The organism is Brenneria sp. hezel4-2-4 (assembly GCF_013155275.1).
GTDB lineage: Bacteria > Pseudomonadota > Gammaproteobacteria > Enterobacterales > Enterobacteriaceae > Brenneria.
The window spans coordinates 68,764-85,625 of record NZ_JABJXS010000014.1 but is presented as its reverse complement, the minus strand read 5'-3'; the positions used below and the strand labels follow the sequence as shown (position 1 = coordinate 85,625).

Here is a 16,862-nt window from a genome sequence, read left to right as displayed (position 1 = left end):
AAGCAATTTGCTCTTCAGTACAGCGGATCTTTTTCATGGCCGGATTGCCTCTTTTTTAAGGAAAAGAAGGGCAGAAAACTCCAGTTTAGCCTGGTCCTGTTTAATGGGAAGAGATCACTCAACCATAATAGTATTTATCATCAGACCTGAGCCAAACAGCAACTTGTATGGCCCCCATTCGCAGATCTGTATATTTTATCTCATCAAGTTCAATCTCCCATATGCATTTCACTTTATTTTTAAAAAAAGGGAATTTCTTCAGGTATTCTCCTTTTGCTATACTTAGCTGCTTACCATCCAATTTAGAAATACGACCTTTATATTGCACCCCTCTTTTAAATGGAAGGAATAAAGATGTTGAATTTATAGTACCAACAACACTATTATTTACAGTCATGATCTTTGAGTGCCTGGTATTTTCATTGGTTGACACCCAAAGACTCATGCTCTTTTCATTGAATTTAAAAAGGCAACTTGCAGGCCAAAAATCATCCTGACTATAAGTGCAAAGTGAAAGAAGGCTATTGCGATGAAGAAATTTACTAATTTTTCTATTGTTAACACCATTAGATATTAAACCCACTCCGCCACTCCTTTTTTAACAATTAAATTACAAAAACAAATGATTTTGACTAAGTCACTTTCCTATGAATGCCAATAACAACCTGTTCTCAAATGTTGTTGGATTACAATAATAATCATAGGTGACAAAAATTATAAATTTTTATCTTTCCCAAAGTACTATAAAACCATTAAACAAACAACTTGGCTATTTCTCTTCTATTACACTTACCATTTTCTAGTCTGAGGAATTGAGTTTCCACAAAAATAATTTTAGAAGGAATAATATAATTAGGTAACACCCTGGATAACTCCGTGCGAAACTGTTTTAATTCAATAAAATGAGAGGATTTAACGACCATACCAATAAATGAGTTTAAATTAACATTCGATTCATTATAGATAGCAACAGCCTCATCAATAAAATCAAGACGTAAAACTCCCGTCTCAATCTCCCTTAACTCAATACGATATCCGAAATATTTTATTTGGTTATCAACTCTACCTGAATAATAAAAACCGGCATCATCAGTAAATACTAAATAACCTGTTTTATACATAGTATCAGAATATTTATCATTCATAGGGTTTTGGATGAATTTTTCTTGCGTTTTTCCTTTACTCATCAAATACCCTTGAGAAACAGATGTCCCTCTGACTGACAAATCTCCACAACTTTAGGCTCTAGAGTGATACTCCCTTCATCCGTCAATATATACATTTCCATGTTAGTTCAAGGCAAACCAATTAGGACGTATTTATCTTCAGGTGATGGGATACTTTCAATGATATGATAGCAACAATCCACTGTAATTTTGGTAGGTCCATACATATTAGTGAACCGTACATGAGGGAAAAAATTCATCCATTTTCTTAGCACACTAACTGATAACACTTCGCCAGCACACAATATTTTCTTCAGTCTGAAAAGAAGGCGACCATGTCGCCTTTCTGTACCCAAATTTTTTGAAGATGATGATCAAATTCATCACTAAACCTATCCAACTAACTATATGTAATCGATTCATTAATGGAACCAATTTTATATTTAACTACAATCTTATGGGGATAATGTTTCATTGTTTCACGTAGATAATGTTGGACTGCACTAATCATAAAATCCCTCTTAAAAATATGATAATGACATAAGCTCCTACCAATTTTCATAAAAAAACTGAACATCAATATATGTACTGAACAGAGTTTATTCTGCCGATTGGAGGAGCCATCTTATTAAATAAGAACACTCATGTTTTTTTTAATATGATATCATCTAAAATAATAATCATCTGACTTAATATCTCTTTTGTATACTTACCATAGGAGTTAATATCGAGATCAAAACGACCTGATATATACTCCGTGTGTTCATCAAGGGTAATCTCGAACCCCACACGACATGTATCATTAGGTAACAGGTGAAGAACCATAAACTCAGACTCATCCAGTGCTATGGGAACCCCCTCTCGTTGTGAGTTCCAAGCATTGAACAACTGAGGATAAGGTAGTTCATACGCGGCAGTTCGTGCCGAAACCCCTTCAGGATACAGTGCCGAGGGTTCAATATCTTGCCGTCCTGCTGCGTCAATTACCGCACGTTGAAACTGATTAAGCTTAGTTACAAACGGTTCATCTGGTATATGGAGAGTTGTGACGGGGACTGTTGTAGACACTGGGCCAACAATAGTATGTTCATGCTGTCGCTGCCGATTAATAAATGGAACACCTGTAACAATAGTTGTTACTCCACTGACTACACTTATTGCGTGTTGAAAGGCAGAAAACAACAGCACAAATGGTGTAATACGACAGGCTTTTGCACTTGCATAGAGCTTTCTACGCGCTATTTTAGAATTGAATCTTATGCTCTGCATTTGCCCTATGGTACCAGGCGAAGTAGCCCGCAGCGCATCTATTCCATATGGACCAGCCTCAGGATAAGCAGCCAACTTATCCCGATTGCTTATCACTCTCTTTGACGTAAGGAATATTTCCTTCCTGGCATATTCCTGCCAATACCGGGATGAACTGGCTGGTTCTCCACGATAGAAATGAGCAATATCTTCAACCAGCAAGTCTATTGATGCGCCATCACAGGTAAAGACCCAAAAACCTATCCAGACATGTAATCCTTCATCATCCATCGTTGAAGCTATTCTGAGTCCCGGTTCACTTGCACGCTTTGAACGGTATGCAAGAAACGATTCGTCTGTAATTCCAGATTGTGTCGTACATAAATGCAGTTGCAGTATCTCATATAACATAGACTCACTCGGTGCCCGCCCAACGAGAGTGTCGCATTCAATATCGAATCGAGCGGCCAAAACAGGATGTCTGGCAAACGTTTCAACAACAGCGCTCAATACTTTTTCCGGCTTGCATCCAGAGGAAAAATCGAGGCGAAATGCACCAGAATAAGCCCGACCAGTTTGATCCAACATAGCTCCTATCCATTTTTCACGTAATCCTGTCGTGCATGGAATATCTATGAGTGGACCACTAACCGATGGGATTAAATAATTTTGAGTCATCGATTTTATCCTAATCTTTAAGATGTGAATAATCCGTTTCAAGTATCAGGGCGCTACGTGTAGTTCCGATAAAAATAGCTCCAACGCTCAACATTACAGCACCCAGCGCAAACGCAACGATGAATCCGTTTGCTCCAATGGTAGAAGCTTCATTAGTGAAAGCAATGGCGACAGTGGTCAATAACGTCACCCCTCCCACTTGAAATAACTGTTGTATTGTTGTTGCCATGCCTGATCCAGCACCCGCGTCATTATCGGAAAGTCCATTAGTCGCGAGTGATTGTGCGACAGGAGCAACACAACCAAAACCAATGGAGGTGACGAGCATGGCAGGCATCATTCCTATCCAATAGCTCTGAGTCGTTACTCCAATTGCAAATAACACAAAACCAATAGCTGAAATAGCGAGTCCTGTGATAGCGGCAATCCGTGCTCCCTTTTGCTTTGTGACTGACTGAGACATAAAAATACCAGGGAAAAAACCAAAACAGAAAGGTAGCCAGGCAAACCCAGTTTGCATAGGTGTCATACCGAGATAGTCTTGCAATAATAAAACACCAAGATAAAAAAGAGCTCCTGATGTACCAGCTTGAATCGCAACGATGGCATACCCTAAAAGCCGCGGTGAACGAGTCATCAACCGAGCAGGGATGATGCCATCTTCTGAGAACTTACAACGCTTAAGCACCAACATTATGCCCAATAGGCCTAATACAAATAGCATAAAACGGAGCCAATATAACTGTTCAATACCAGAACCGATCACACCTAAAACTATCGAGGATACAGCCGCTACTAGTGTTAATGCATTACCGAGATCTAAATGCGAACGTATCCGCTCGGAGAATTTTGGAATCAATATTACTGTTGCTACGGCAAGGAGTATAACTATTGGTACATTTATCCCAAAAACCCAACGCCATGAAAGATGTTCAGTGAGTATACCAGATAGCAGAACGCCTATAATTGACCCCATACCACCAAGTGCGGTCCAGATTGAAAAAGCCTTCCCACGCTCAGGGCCTGAGGGAAATAACAAAGAAACCATGGCTAACCCAGTCGCAGCAGCAAGAGCCTCGCCAACCCCCTGGCCAGTACGTCCTAAAATAAGTACAGAAACATTAGGTGCAACAGTTGCGACAAGAGAGAACAAACCAAAGATGGAGATGCCTATCTGGAATGTACGTAACACACCAAAAGCATCACCAATCTTCCCGCCAAGCAATAATAGTGATCCTGCCGCAATAAGATAAGCATTCACCACCCATGTTAAAGATCCATCGCTAAACCCTAGATCAGACTTGATTTGAGGTAATGCCACATTTACTACTGTGGCATCAAGCAGTAGTATGAATTGTATAATTGAAATAACACTTAACGCTTTCCATCTATTTCTATTCATTATTCCATTCTCTAATTTTTGAGTCATAATTTTGCTACTTATTCTATTACCTTAAAAAACTATCACCTATCTAATATAATTACGTAACAACATGATTGACTAATGACAATGAGTTTTCGACTATCCTTAATCCGTGATCTGTTCCGATACTTTCAGGATGAAACTGTACGCTTTCAATTGGACGTGTGCGGTGTCGTACCGCCATATTTACATTATCCTCCTCAGAATAGGCAGTAGGTAACAAGTCCCTCACCATCGCAAAGTTGGTAATAGCCAATGAGTGATAACGGACTACGTTTATTGGCGTCGGAATATTACGGAAAACACCTTGTCCATCGTGTTGTACTCGCGCGTACTTACCGTGTTCAACAGTAGGTGCGTGAAAGAGCTCCCCGCCAAAAAATTCCCCGATCGCTTGATGCCCCAAACATACACCAAAAATAGCTTGCTGTTTTTTCACTCTCAGGAGTATGTCCAAATAACCATGCTCCTGAGGTGTGCCTGGCCCGGGTCCCAAGACCAAGAGATCTGGCCTCCATTGCTCGTAATAGCTAATTGGGTCATTGTTGACTCGGATTACTTTCGTCTTTGCTCCGACCATCAGGTAATATTGTTCGATGACAAACACAAAACTGTCAAAAGCATCCACCAATAATACTTTCATGCGTTCACCACCATTGTTCGAGAAAACGAGTCAATCTTCGCACCTGTTTCATCCCACTCTGCCGCCGCTTGTGAGTCAGTAACAATTCCAGCGGCAGATTGCAATATATACCGGCCAGGATTTCCAATGATCGTCCGAATTGTCAGAGCGAAAACCCCGCTGTTCAAGCCCGTAATATATCCCGCACATCCGGTATATAATCCACGAGGCGCCCCTTCGAGCTCAGAAATGATTTCCATAGCACGAACCTTGGGAGCTCCTGTCATCGTACCTGCTGGGAAGTTTGCTATAATCAGATCCCATATATCGCACCCAGTGCGAATCTTAGTCTCAATCGTCGAAACTAAATGAAGGAGAGGTCCATAGGAGGTTACTTGCATAAAAGACGTTACTGCTACTCCGCCGGGAATAGCGCAACGAGCCAAATCATTACGTGCCAAGTCGACCAGCATCAGGTGTTCAGCGGCCTCTTTAGGGATGTTGTTTAAGCTCTCTCCTCTTTGATCCTTTTGCCTCATCGTCCCTGCTATCGGACGAACCTGGGCAACACCGTCTTGTACCCGAATCATGAGTTCTGGGCTGGAAGACACAATATGTTGGTTACCAATATCCAGGTAATACATGTAGGGCGCTGGATTAATTGACGCAAGACGCTCATAGAGATCTATCGGCGGAATAGTTGCACTCAATACAGCACGTCGACATAACTGCACCTGGTAGATATCACCAGCACGGATATACTCTTTCGCCCGCTCAACAGCCGCACTAAACACACTTTTCTCTGTCAGATCACGTATACAGCCCAAGTCCCAGTCCTTGACAGGCGGCGAACTCTCATTTTTTGTCAGGGCATCAAGTAACGTGGCAACATTCGAAACATCATTGGGGCTAAACTTCAATATATCGATTAGTGCCCCATTTTGCGCATCGTCATAACGAATCGTATATCGATAAACACGAAACAGGACTTCGGGGATCCCCTCTTCGATGTCCATGTCTGGTAGGTTCTCAATAAATCGAGCAGCGCTATATCCCAAGAGCAGTACCAACGGGTAGCCATCAGGCAATGCGAGACAGCGCATCACCTGTCGCAGGCGTTCCCACAAAGTTTGGGTCATATCATTCACGATTGCCCGATATGTATTGACATCACCCTCAAAAGGGCCACAGGTGTGTACATGCCAATTGCCATCTATCAACTTCAACTCGAATAACAGATCGACCATAAAGAGAGTTTGATTACCATCTACAGCCTGAGAACTTTCCCCTGTCTCAAACAAGGCAGGTTGAGGATAGAGGGAGAGTATGCGTCGCCGCGCATGAACTTTCGTCATCGCGTCGGGAACATTGCGGCGCTCCACAACCCACGAACTTTCTGATTGTGCCTCGCTCATGACGTTGATTCTTTCCTGTTGTCCTGAACCCTGGCATGCTTCCAGGAAATGTAAGCACCGGTCTCTGTTCTTGAATCTAAACGTTCGACCAACTGCAATCTGACCGGAACGCCAAAAAAATCTGCTAGCAGTTTCTGGACTTCATCCACCGATCTCGAACCAATATTTGCCGTCATCAAAACGTCAATCTCGTCAGTGCCATCTTTCGCCCTACTAACGTTGACCTGATACCCCCAAACCCAATCAGCTGATGTTAAAATAATCGACTCAATTGCGGCTGGGTAAACTTTACGACCCCCAATAGCCATAACATCATCAGCTCTACCGTATACTCGTAAGCAGCGGGAGTGATTACCGCAGCTGCAATGAGTTGCTGGCTGAAGACTAACCAAATCGCCGGTACAGAAGCGAATCAACGGTTTGGCCCCCGGAACCAACATTGTCAGACATAATTCACCCAATTCGCTGCCGAGTTCAGGTATAGGAAGTATTTCCGCCAGATAGTTCGTTTCAGATAAATGCAAGTTACCTTCAGGGCAACCCGTGGCGACCGCATGTGCTTCCTGTGATCCATACAGACCGTGAGTACATTGCGCCCCCCAAATCTTGCCAATGTTCACCAGCATCTCCGGTGTACATAACTCACCAAGAACAAGGATTTGTTTTACTGCTGTCTCACGTGGCTCGATACCGAGACTTACATACAACCGTGCAAGGGCAAGCGCTACTGCGGGGGAACAGATTAATGAGCGCACACCGAGATCCTTTATCAGTTGAGCTGCCTTATCCAACCCAACGCGGGGGCTCTCTGGCCACAGTCGAACAAATGGGATACCAAGATTCCGACAAGCTTCCCCATAGGTGTCCCCGAAGGCATACAACTCTGATGGCCCCATGATGGCAGTGAGCGCCTTCATCGTTCCGAAAGTTGATTGATACAACTTATTCATTGCGTATTGCACATAAGCCCCGCTTGTATCGGCATCTATTGGTGCTCGTGGACACGGTGTTGGCTTCCCAGTGGTTCCTGTCGTTTCGTAATACATCGCGATTTCATCAAACGGGGCGCTACAAACTGATATGCCAGCAGAACGTAAGTCCCCCTTCGTAGTGAAAGGCACATTTTCAAGGATTTTTAAGATACTCTGGGTCTTATTTTCCCTTTTCAGGTGCTCACGATAGAATGAGGAGCGATCTTTAACGTACTCAAGTACTTCCTGAATGTGCGATTCCCTCTTCTGAAGGAGACTTTGTGGTGTCGTATGCCGATTCAGATATGCTGTGACATGATCGAGCCATTTCTGGTGAGTCTGATTGCTATTCATAGTCCCCCCCAATGAACAAGCTATTGGCTAACTCATCTATCGTTTCGGTTAGCATGATGTTCTCCAGTGGAATGACAACCGACAACCTGGCTTCCAGTTCAGCCTTGATCCTTGTCGCGGACAGTGAATCCCCTCCCAAGTCGAAGAAGTTGTCTTCAGGCAACACAACAGGCTCAGACAATTGAGTGGAAATTACATGAATAACCTCCCGTAAGGTGCTCTTCCGGGATGTAATATTTGGCTCTTTCATTTCATTCCTCAATGCATTACGTAAGGCTAATACATCCACCTTCCCATTCTTCGATAAAGGGAGATGGGGTACATGCCGGATGGATTTTGGTATCATGTAGTTAGGCAGGTGTTGCGTCAGAGCCTTGATTATCACGGATTCAAGCATTGGTTCACCGAGATAGACCAATGCAATATTCTTAGGGTGTCCATTCTGGCCAGGTAATGAGAAGGCACAAGCACGGAATACTCCAACACAGGCCTCGGCAACCTTTTCAATTTCCCCAAGCTCAATTCTGAATCCGTTAATCTTGATCTGATTATCTAACCGCCCCAGGATTTCTATCTCGCCATTGGGCAGATAGCGCCCCAGATCCCCTGTACGATACATCCGCATGCCAGTTCGGGGATGGCGAATAAATGTGCGCTTGGTTAAATCTGGTTGACCAATGTATCCACATGACAATGAAATATCGCTTTCTACCAACATTTCACCAGGTACCCAGTCAGGACAATCACTCCAGTCATTAGCGACGATGTGATACTTAGAGTTCCGCATCGGCGTGCCATAAATAACTGTTCTGACAACGCTACCTTCCTGTTCGTTGATCTCATGAATCACTGACCAGTTAGTTGTTTCGGTAGGTCCACCACACGAAAACAGCCGGGCAGATGGGAAAAGCGTTCTGGCTCGAGGGAGTAACGATAATGGAATCCAGTCACCGGCCATTACGATGTTAGCGACCGAGGCCACAGCATACGTCGAACGGCCAATCTCAGCTACGCTGCATACGAGTTCCATAACGGCGGGAACACATGCCCAGAATGTGATTTCGTGCCTTTGAATCAATCGCAACCAGGAGTCCGGATCTGGCCCAGTTGCATGTTCTGGCACCACGACAGAACCTCCGTGCATTAACGGACCGAAAATATCGAAGACTGACATGTCAAAGTGGAATGCAGCAGAAGCCAGATGTCTGGTGGATGCATTCAAACCGAAGCGCTCGACCACGTCGAAAATATGGTTGATAACGGCTACCTCTGGAATTTCAACACCCTTAGGAGTTCCGGTAGAGCCAGAAGTGAAGATCACATACGGTGTATAACCTTTTCGACCCAGATCGCATGGCGGCAAATCAATATCCTGGTGTTGTTGAGCCAGGCCGCTGAGATCTGCAACTACCAGTTCAATCTTATGGATATTGGCAGGGAGTGTAATTTCAGGTAGAGCAATTGCTACTTGCACCCCTGCCTGCGTAAACATCGCACCTATACGTTCAGACGGTAGGTCAATATCTACAGGAACATAACCAACACCAGCCAACAGGCAACCATAAACGGTAGCATATTGTGTCATTCCTTTCGGTAGCACTATCCCGACAAATTGCTCATCGAAGGAACATGCCTGCCGGATCTGCGAACTGATATAGGCTGCAATATGACCGAGTTCACCCCAGGTATATGTCTTATAGGCGTCGATGACGGCGGGTTCATTTACACTCTCAGTAAGACGTTCCAGAAGCAAATCGCGCAAATGAACCTGAGGGACGATATAGCCCGTGTCATTGACCGCGTTTCGTACTTCAATCTGCTCGGGGGGGCGCAGGTCTGGCCGGGTGTTTTCCCAAATCTCGGGTTCGTCCGCCAACTGCTGCAACAATGAGCAGAAGGCACTATACATCGCCTGGATAACATCGGGGCGAATGACTCCTGATAAGTAATCCCATTTAAAGTACAGCGTCCCTTCTGACTCTCGTATCTGAACATCCAGGGTTACCTGCGGGGTTTGTGATACGCCAAAAACTTCGCGCCCTAAGCGAGCAACGTCATGTCGTCCGGGATGCCCAAGAAGGCTCGTCAACACCACAGGCATTAGTGGAACAAGCCCTGTTCGACGCAGCCTGGAGAGTTCACGTAATACCTCTACACCACTAAACAGTCGGTGATCAAGCGCTTCCCAAATTGCGTTCTGTAACCGTTTGCCGCGAACCTCGAGCGTATCACCGACACTGGCTTCATAAGGAACAAGGAGTGTATTTGTAAAATCACCCACCACGGAGTCAATATCATCACTCACGGGCATCCGATCCGAGACCGGGAAGTTCAATGTAAACTGATCTTCTTCACTCCAGGTACGTAACACCTCACATAGTGCCAGGGCGATAGCCCCTGACGGCGAAATATTCCTTTTCTGAGCCTGGGCTTTCAGGCGATTCCAGGTCTCTTTGCCAAGAGAACTTTCGTATCTTTCAAATCTTGCATCCGAATCAGAAACGCCCGATTCAAGCTGCGGTAACTTAGGAGCAACGGGTAATGTGGTTATTTTCTTTAACCAATACTCACGATCGGCACGATATCGCTCACTCAGAACAACTTTCTCTCTATAAGCAACATAGTCATGAAACGTGGTTTTAAGCTCAGGTAATTGGGGATTGTCCTCAAAATAAAAGTCGATGAGGTCGGGGATGATCACTTGGAAAATTGACCAGGCATCAGCGATCAACATATCGATACAGAAGTGCACCCTGCTTAAAGTCACATTAATCTGGCTTATAACAAACTGGAAAAGAGGCCATTGGGTTGTCCCGATCTCTTCATTAGCCATATGCAGGCGGATTTTATTGATTTCATTATCAATATCTTCCTGAGAAAGCTGACTCAAATCCGTAAACTTAACGGCTTGTTTTCCATGAAAAATGCCAATTTTCTGATGGCCGGCGGCATCAATTGTCATACGAAGCATTGAATGGCGCTCAACCAATAAACCAACCGCTCGCTCAAACCTTTCCTTATCCAGATCCTTTACTTCCCACTCGAAGTATCCCTGGCAACCAACACCACCATAGTCAAAATCAGCACCACGACCAATCCACAAAGCCTGTTGGCTCTCGTTCAGATTGAAAGGCTCCAACTGTTGGTTATCTGGAAGATGCTTAAACGTTGGCAGGTCGGTGTAGTGTGAGGTGTTAGCCAAATATATAAGATTCGAAAGAGTAGGATTTTCAAGGAAAGAACTCATCTCAACATGTATGCTATGCTGGCAGGCAAGTTCTCCCATCATGCGCATCGCACGTAATGAGTCCCCACCGGAATTGAAAAAATTGGATTCAAATGTCGCCTCATCACATCGAGTCCAGGTCAACCAGCATTCACGCAACACCATTTCATTTTCAGTTATGGGAGTGAAGACCGTTTGATTCACATTTCGCGCTAATGTATGAACTTGTAAAGATGCGTAATCCACCTTACCGTTGCTGCCTAACGGTAATATGCTTGTAACAATCTGACTTGGCTGAGCCGAGGGTTGAAGTTGCCCCCCAAGATGTTTACGTACTGCATCTTTAACACCTGTTGCTCCCTGGATCTGTTCAATAAATAATACCAGTGTCGTACCAGTGTCATCACTCAAGCAGGTAGCTGCTGCTTTAGCCACACCAGAAACCTCGAGAGCAGAGATCTCCACCTCTGTGAGATCTACGCGGTGCCCGCGAATTTTTACAACCGTATCTGTTCGACCAAATATTTCAACAGTCCCATCCAGATGCATCCGAGCTCTATCACCCGAAACATATTGCATAAGTGAGGTTTTATCTAACCTGTTCGGATGAAAAGATTTCTTGGTTTCTCCCGCATTGAGATAACATACCGATAGCGTTTCACCTGTAATGATTAACTCACCGACGCAGTTTGCAGGAAGTTCTTGCCCATAATCATCGACCACATACATGTTCGCCCCGCGCACTGCGCGACCTACAGATGGCAATAATGTTCGACGTGCCGCTGAAAGATCCTCAATTGACACGACGGCAGCCTCAGCAGATCCGTAGACATTAAGCACCCGATAGTTGAGATTCGCAGGTTGCCACTGTTTACACCTCTCACCCGCGATCAGCATCGTGCGTAGATCTGTTGCCAGTCCGCCGCCAGCCCATAAAGCTTCAGCGATTGATGTCATGACTAACGAATGTGTGATCTTTTGCTTAGAGAGCCAAATGGCCAGTAACCTTACATCTTGTAAAACCTCAGACGAGGGAATACAGACCACCCCGCCAGCGCACAATATCGGCAGAGGGTCAACTTCAACCATCCCGTACCCTGGTGATGATAGCCATGAACCTCTGGAGCGTTCTTCCAAACCAGCATGATTAATAATGGCGTCAAGCGTTACACCTATTCCACTATAAGATAGACAGACAGCTTTCGGACGGCCGGTGGATCCTGATGTTCCCGCTATGAAACATACTTCATTAGTCGTTCCAATCCCCGTATCGACTTCCCATTCAATTTGCTGCTGTGAGCCATATTCTTTGTTTATGATCAGTACGGGGACATTGGCAAGATCATAAGCTCTACTGACTAGGCTGCCGGCAGAAAAAACTGCGACCGGGTCACATTCATTAATGAATGTGCGTATCCGCTCGTCTGGATGAGAAGGATCGATCAGTACGCAAGTCCCTCCCATACGCTGAACGGCAATGATAGAAACGAGATGCCGCCAACCCCTATCTAAAAATAGCGCGACACAAGGGGGCGATGATCGATGAGGAAACTGTTCGTTTAACTGTTTTATCAGCTGTGCTGAAGCGGCCCACACCTCGGCGTAAGTCAAGGTTTGACCACATGTATCATCCACAATCGCTGGAGATGTAGGTCTCTCCTGCACATGTTTGAAAATGCGTTCGATCATTGACTTGCGCTGCCTTGGTTCAGATATATAGTGCTTAGGCAGGGTATTCGTTTCAGGAGTTACCCCACAGCTCAAGACGCGGGCGCACGCAAAACTCGCAACCCTACACAGGTGCGTTCGCGCAGTTTGTTCGATACGGTTTTCTGGTAAAGACAATACATACCGCTCGTCCTTGGCTGACAACCAGACTAATGATTGGGCGGCAGGTTTGGTTTGCCCATCAGTAACCTCAATATCCACACCGTTAATTTCATCATGCCTTACCCGTTCTGCGGTTTGGCGTAAATGACAAATATAAGCACGCGTATCATCCGTACGGCATAACTCAGCCGCATCGATTTCAAGGTAACTAGCGACACCATTAACATTTATTCCAACTGTGACCCTACCTTCAGTACTGAGCAATGCCCCCAACATGGCCGCCGTCGTTACGAGGTCTTCTATTGAAGTGGTGAGCCCATTAGGCAGGCTAATAATTTCCTCTACGCGTTCCAAAGACGAAGACTTGGTCCCTTTACACTCGAATGCCTCCCATATAGAGCGAACATTCTTTGGAGTCTTCCCAGACAAACTTTCAGTCAAATGCTGTAAATCTGGTTTTTGAGGTACTAAAGTCATCTCATTTGCCATGTTATCCTGCCTTACTTATTGTTGGCGTTTTATAGTTAATTCTCTTGATACTGGAGAGTGCCAATTCTGTTCGTCCATACAGAGGCGGCTTCTTTAAGGATTTTTTGCTCATGGTCAGAAACCTGTGACAAATCTATCCAGATAGAGCGATTGCCCCCTTTAGCAATGGTGCGCCAGGTAGCCACAGCTCGGGCACCAATCATCACAACAGGTCGCCCATTCCCTGCGGAGTCATACCCTCCGATCTGATTAAGCCCAAGACAATCGCGTTGCATAGAACCGGGCGCATACCCCATAACCAGAGGATCCCAGGCGGGGAGAAATCGTACCTCTGCGCCAGAGTGTTGGTCGGCACATGAAATGTATTGTTGAAAACGATCCCGCTTACTGGCGCTTATCCACATTTCAGCGCCAATTTCGTATGCCCCTGCTCCCTCTATGTATAAGCGTGCGCTCCCCTTCGACACCCCCAGCCACCAGGCAAGATCGCCTACAGTTACCGGCCCATAATGTTCAATGTAACGACAGGCAATCTCACGCAGTAATTGCTCACGGTTGGAAGGCTTGTCCTCGAAAGAGAGTAAAGAATCAGGCGCAGCAACATACAACCACCGACTGGACCAAGGATTCGCCGGAGGGGTCCGAATTATTACCCCTTGATAAGTAGCGACGGTCGTACATGCCCGAATTTGAGAGCCGACCAAGCCAAGGGCATAACCGATATCTTTCTGCTGGACGGGTGAACAGCGAGTGAATTCAATTAGATCAGGTAGTATTCGTTGATAATCATCCAACGTAAGTCCGGCTTCGGTTAATCTCCACTCATGGCTGGCTAGCGGTAGACGGGTTGCGCCAAAAACCTTGGACGCCAGAGTGTGTGGGAGTAGAAACTTTGAACGTCGCATTCCAGGTATTCGCACTAAGCCGGGATCTGTTTCCATAGCAATGGCTTCATCCCGTTTGACATTACCGTTCCGCGCCATCAAGGCTAGCCAACTAGTAGGCCGGGACGAATATATTCCCGCATAAGCCTGAGATATTTCTGTAATGGTTGAATTTGAGAAACGTTCGAGATGCTCCACCGCAATCCACTTTGCCAAATAGCTGTGAAATATACTCCCTCCGCCTATTTTCCTTCCCGTCATTTTTTATTATCCCTTGAGTGTAAATAATATTTAAATCAAAAAAACAAAGCTTAACTCCATTGAAAAATTATCATAATTCCTCGCATATATTTCCGGAGGGTAAATACGTGAAATATTTTTGATATTACGTCCTTTGGATAATACAAAGGAAATAGATCATATAAACCAGATAATCATTCTATATTTTTGCTTTGATACATATTGGGCTTTGGCGGGACATAAAACTTACCATCCTTATTCACACGATGCCGTTCCCCTGGCTCAGCAACCTGAAGCGCAACCCGTCCTGTAAGTTGCTCATACTCACGCATAAGACGTGTCATTGAGACCATTCGATCAATCATCCGGCGCATCATTTCCATGCCTTCGCTATCTCCCAAAACCTCACCTTTTTTGTCACCGACGAGCATCGCTGGGAATCCGTATCCAACCATAATCATTCGGTTCAAAAGCGCACATTGAAGCATCTGATTGTATACCTCGACGTGCCCCATACGCCTGCCGGTCACTATGATCCCAGCCACTTTGTTAGTTAGCGTACGATTATGGCGCAGGAATCCAGTACCAACCCGTTCTAGAAACGCAGACATCAGAGGAGTTGGGCCAAATCCATGCACTGAACTCGCGAAGATCACTCCGTCACTCGCTTCCATAAGCCGAACAGCACGTGCTGAATCATCATTCTGTTCGCACGGTTCGTTTCGAAAATTACAATCTCCACATGCACCACAAGGTTCAATTTGAGCATCAGCCAGAGAGAATACTTCCAGACTAATACCTTGTTCTTCCAAATAGTGGCCAGCCCACTCCAATGCGCGAGCATTATTCCCATCGATGCGCTCCGATCCATTAATAGCGGCATATCTAATTTTATCTTTCATATTCCTTCCTTTTAGAGTGTGAATACTCTACTTGGCAAACCGTGAAATCAACGGCGCATATAATTAATCAATGGATATGCGGCGCATAGTGCAGCGGACTCCGAGCGGAACTGTTCCCGTAAGGCCGAAGCCAGCGAGAACTCCTGTTCTCCTGTTGGCTCTACCGCTTTCAAAATCCGGCAAACTAAATCAACGACCTGATGGCATCCATGTTCGTCGAAATGACGTTGCGCCAGAGAACCTGTACCGATTCTTAGCCCACTGGTGACAAATGAAGAGCGGGTCTCTCCCGGCACACGGTTCTTATTCACAACAATTCCGCACTGCTCCAAAGCTGATTCAGCGATAGAACCTGTCATGCCACCAGATAGGCGGATCAAAATCGTGTGATTTTCCGAACGTCCCCCTATGACTTCATAATCTTTTGAATGAAACGCATTGACTATAGCGTCAGCCGTTATCCTGATTCGCCCCATGTAAGCATCAAATTCAGGTGACATTGCATAGCCAAATGCAGCCGCTTTCGCAGCCATCATATTGACAGCAGGAGCCCCTTGCATTTTTGGGAAAACGGCCTGCTCCAGGATACGGCTGAAGGTCACTTTTCGGCCCGGGACGAACTCATCAGCATCCCGTCCGGACATGATTAATCCTCCCCGGGGACCTGCCAATTGTTTATGTGTACATGTCGTGGTTACATGTGCGGCATTGATCGGACTTGGGTGCCGTCCTGTAGCCACAAGACCGGCAATATGCGATATGTCAGCAAGTAGAATCGCCCCCACTTCATCAGCAATTTCCCTGAATCGTTCGAAATCCACAATCCGCGAATAGGCAGTAGCACCACAAATGATTATGCGTGGGTGATGGGCATGAGCTAACTTACGCACCTCTTCATAATCAATCACTCCTTCAGTAGTCGTTCCATATCCAATTGCTTTGTAATAAGTCCCCGAGAATGTGACAGGGCTACCGTGAGTAAGGTGACCACCATAATCAAGCGACATTCCGAGTAAAGTATCTCCAGGCTTAAGTAATGCTGACAATACCTGGTAGTTTGCACTTGAGGCCGAATGAGACTGAACACCCGCGTACTGTGCACCAAACAGTTCTTCAGCCCTTTTAATCGCCAAAGACTCGACCAAATCGACGTTCTCACACCCAGCATGATAGCGTCGACCTGGGGTTCCTTCGGCTGTGACATTAACTAACGCGGAAGCCGATGCAGCAAGCGTTCTTGGTTCTACTGCACAACAAGATGCAACCAGCGAAAGCGTTCGGTGCTGCCGCATAACTTCAGTGTCCAGAATAGTTGCTAATTCGGGGTCTTCAGTCTGGAGATCAATCTGGCCTTTCCCTAGCAGTTCAACCTGACTTTGTAGCAAGTTATTACCGTTTGCCATTATGCTTCCTC

12 protein-coding genes are annotated in these 16,862 nt (G+C 45.4%); all 12 read right to left on the bottom strand.

All coding sequences use genetic code 11. The features are described from left to right. Positions 1 to 118: 118 nt before the first annotated feature. A complete protein-coding gene (locus HOY33_RS18665; protein WP_172291638.1) occupies positions 119 to 583 on the bottom strand; it encodes a hypothetical protein in 465 nt (154 codons plus the stop codon). A 169-nt stretch (positions 584 to 752) separates the two neighbouring features. After that, positions 753 to 1,187, bottom strand: a complete 435-nt coding sequence (locus tag HOY33_RS18660; protein WP_253906996.1) for a hypothetical protein — start codon at positions 1,185 to 1,187, stop codon at positions 753 to 755. A gap of 107 nt (positions 1,188 to 1,294) precedes the next feature. Then, positions 1,295 to 1,522: an AMP-binding protein gene (locus HOY33_RS20855; protein WP_370541774.1), complete on the bottom strand. Its 228-nt coding sequence runs from the start codon at positions 1,520 to 1,522 to the stop codon at positions 1,295 to 1,297. Between the two features lie 286 nt (positions 1,523 to 1,808). Next, positions 1,809 to 3,092 carry a condensation domain-containing protein gene (locus HOY33_RS18655; protein ID WP_172291636.1) on the bottom strand — a complete coding sequence of 428 codons (1,284 nt, stop codon included), beginning with the start codon at positions 3,090 to 3,092 and terminating at the stop codon, positions 1,809 to 1,811. 10 nt (positions 3,093 to 3,102) lie between these two features. Further along, complete coding sequence (locus HOY33_RS18650) at positions 3,103 to 4,521, bottom strand: MFS transporter (RefSeq protein WP_172291635.1); 1,419 nt, start codon at positions 4,519 to 4,521, stop codon at positions 3,103 to 3,105. 52 nt (positions 4,522 to 4,573) lie between these two features. After that, positions 4,574 to 5,158 (bottom strand): aminodeoxychorismate/anthranilate synthase component II, encoded by a 585-nt coding sequence (locus tag HOY33_RS18645; RefSeq protein ID WP_172291634.1) that lies wholly within the window; start codon positions 5,156 to 5,158, stop codon positions 4,574 to 4,576. Beyond that, positions 5,155 to 6,552, bottom strand: a complete 1,398-nt coding sequence (locus tag HOY33_RS18640) for an anthranilate synthase component I family protein (RefSeq protein WP_172291633.1) — start codon at positions 6,550 to 6,552, stop codon at positions 5,155 to 5,157. The genes HOY33_RS18645 and HOY33_RS18640 overlap by 4 nt, the downstream gene beginning before the upstream one ends. Continuing rightward, entirely contained in the window at positions 6,549 to 7,877 is a 1,329-nt protein-coding gene (locus tag HOY33_RS18635) for a phenylacetate--CoA ligase family protein (protein ID WP_172291632.1), read from the bottom strand. Before HOY33_RS18635 ends, HOY33_RS18640 begins: the two co-directional genes overlap by 4 nt. After that, positions 7,870 to 13,422 (bottom strand): non-ribosomal peptide synthetase, encoded by a 5,553-nt coding sequence (locus HOY33_RS18630; protein WP_216660578.1) that lies wholly within the window; start codon positions 13,420 to 13,422, stop codon positions 7,870 to 7,872. Before HOY33_RS18630 ends, HOY33_RS18635 begins: the two co-directional genes overlap by 8 nt. Positions 13,423 to 13,457: 35 nt before the next feature. Then, positions 13,458 to 14,567 carry a DNA glycosylase AlkZ-like family protein gene (locus HOY33_RS18625; protein WP_172291631.1) on the bottom strand — a complete coding sequence of 370 codons (1,110 nt, stop codon included), beginning with the start codon at positions 14,565 to 14,567 and terminating at the stop codon, positions 13,458 to 13,460. 173 nt (positions 14,568 to 14,740) lie between these two features. Further along, positions 14,741 to 15,448, bottom strand: a complete 708-nt coding sequence (locus tag HOY33_RS18620) for a flavodoxin family protein (protein WP_172291630.1) — start codon at positions 15,446 to 15,448, stop codon at positions 14,741 to 14,743. Positions 15,449 to 15,495: 47 nt separating this feature from the next. Beyond that, positions 15,496 to 16,851, bottom strand: coding sequence for a serine hydroxymethyltransferase (gene glyA, locus HOY33_RS18615; RefSeq protein ID WP_172291629.1), 1,356 nt, complete (start codon positions 16,849 to 16,851; stop codon positions 15,496 to 15,498). Positions 16,852 to 16,862 lie beyond the last annotated feature (11 nt).

Excerpts from the sequence above, each read along its gene's own strand:
- HOY33_RS18660 (WP_253906996.1), bottom strand. The coding sequence starts at position 1,187 with ATGAGTAAAGGAAAAACGCAAGAAAAATTCATCCAAAACCCTATGAAT.
- HOY33_RS18655 (WP_172291636.1), bottom strand. The coding sequence starts at position 3,092 with ATGACTCAAAATTATTTAATCCCATCGGTTAGTGGTCCACTCATAGAT.
- HOY33_RS18650 (WP_172291635.1), bottom strand. The coding sequence starts at position 4,521 with ATGACTCAAAAATTAGAGAATGGAATAATGAATAGAAATAGATGGAAA.
- HOY33_RS18645 (WP_172291634.1), bottom strand. The coding sequence starts at position 5,158 with ATGAAAGTATTATTGGTGGATGCTTTTGACAGTTTTGTGTTTGTCATC.
- HOY33_RS18640 (WP_172291633.1), bottom strand. The coding sequence starts at position 6,552 with ATGAGCGAGGCACAATCAGAAAGTTCGTGGGTTGTGGAGCGCCGCAAT.
- HOY33_RS18635 (WP_172291632.1), bottom strand. The coding sequence starts at position 7,877 with ATGAATAGCAATCAGACTCACCAGAAATGGCTCGATCATGTCACAGCA.
- HOY33_RS18630 (WP_216660578.1), bottom strand. The coding sequence starts at position 13,422 with ATGGCAAATGAGATGACTTTAGTACCTCAAAAACCAGATTTACAGCAT.
- HOY33_RS18625 (WP_172291631.1), bottom strand. The coding sequence starts at position 14,567 with ATGACGGGAAGGAAAATAGGCGGAGGGAGTATATTTCACAGCTATTTG.
- HOY33_RS18620 (WP_172291630.1), bottom strand. The coding sequence starts at position 15,448 with ATGAAAGATAAAATTAGATATGCCGCTATTAATGGATCGGAGCGCATC.
- glyA (WP_172291629.1), bottom strand. The coding sequence starts at position 16,851 with ATGGCAAACGGTAATAACTTGCTACAAAGTCAGGTTGAACTGCTAGGG.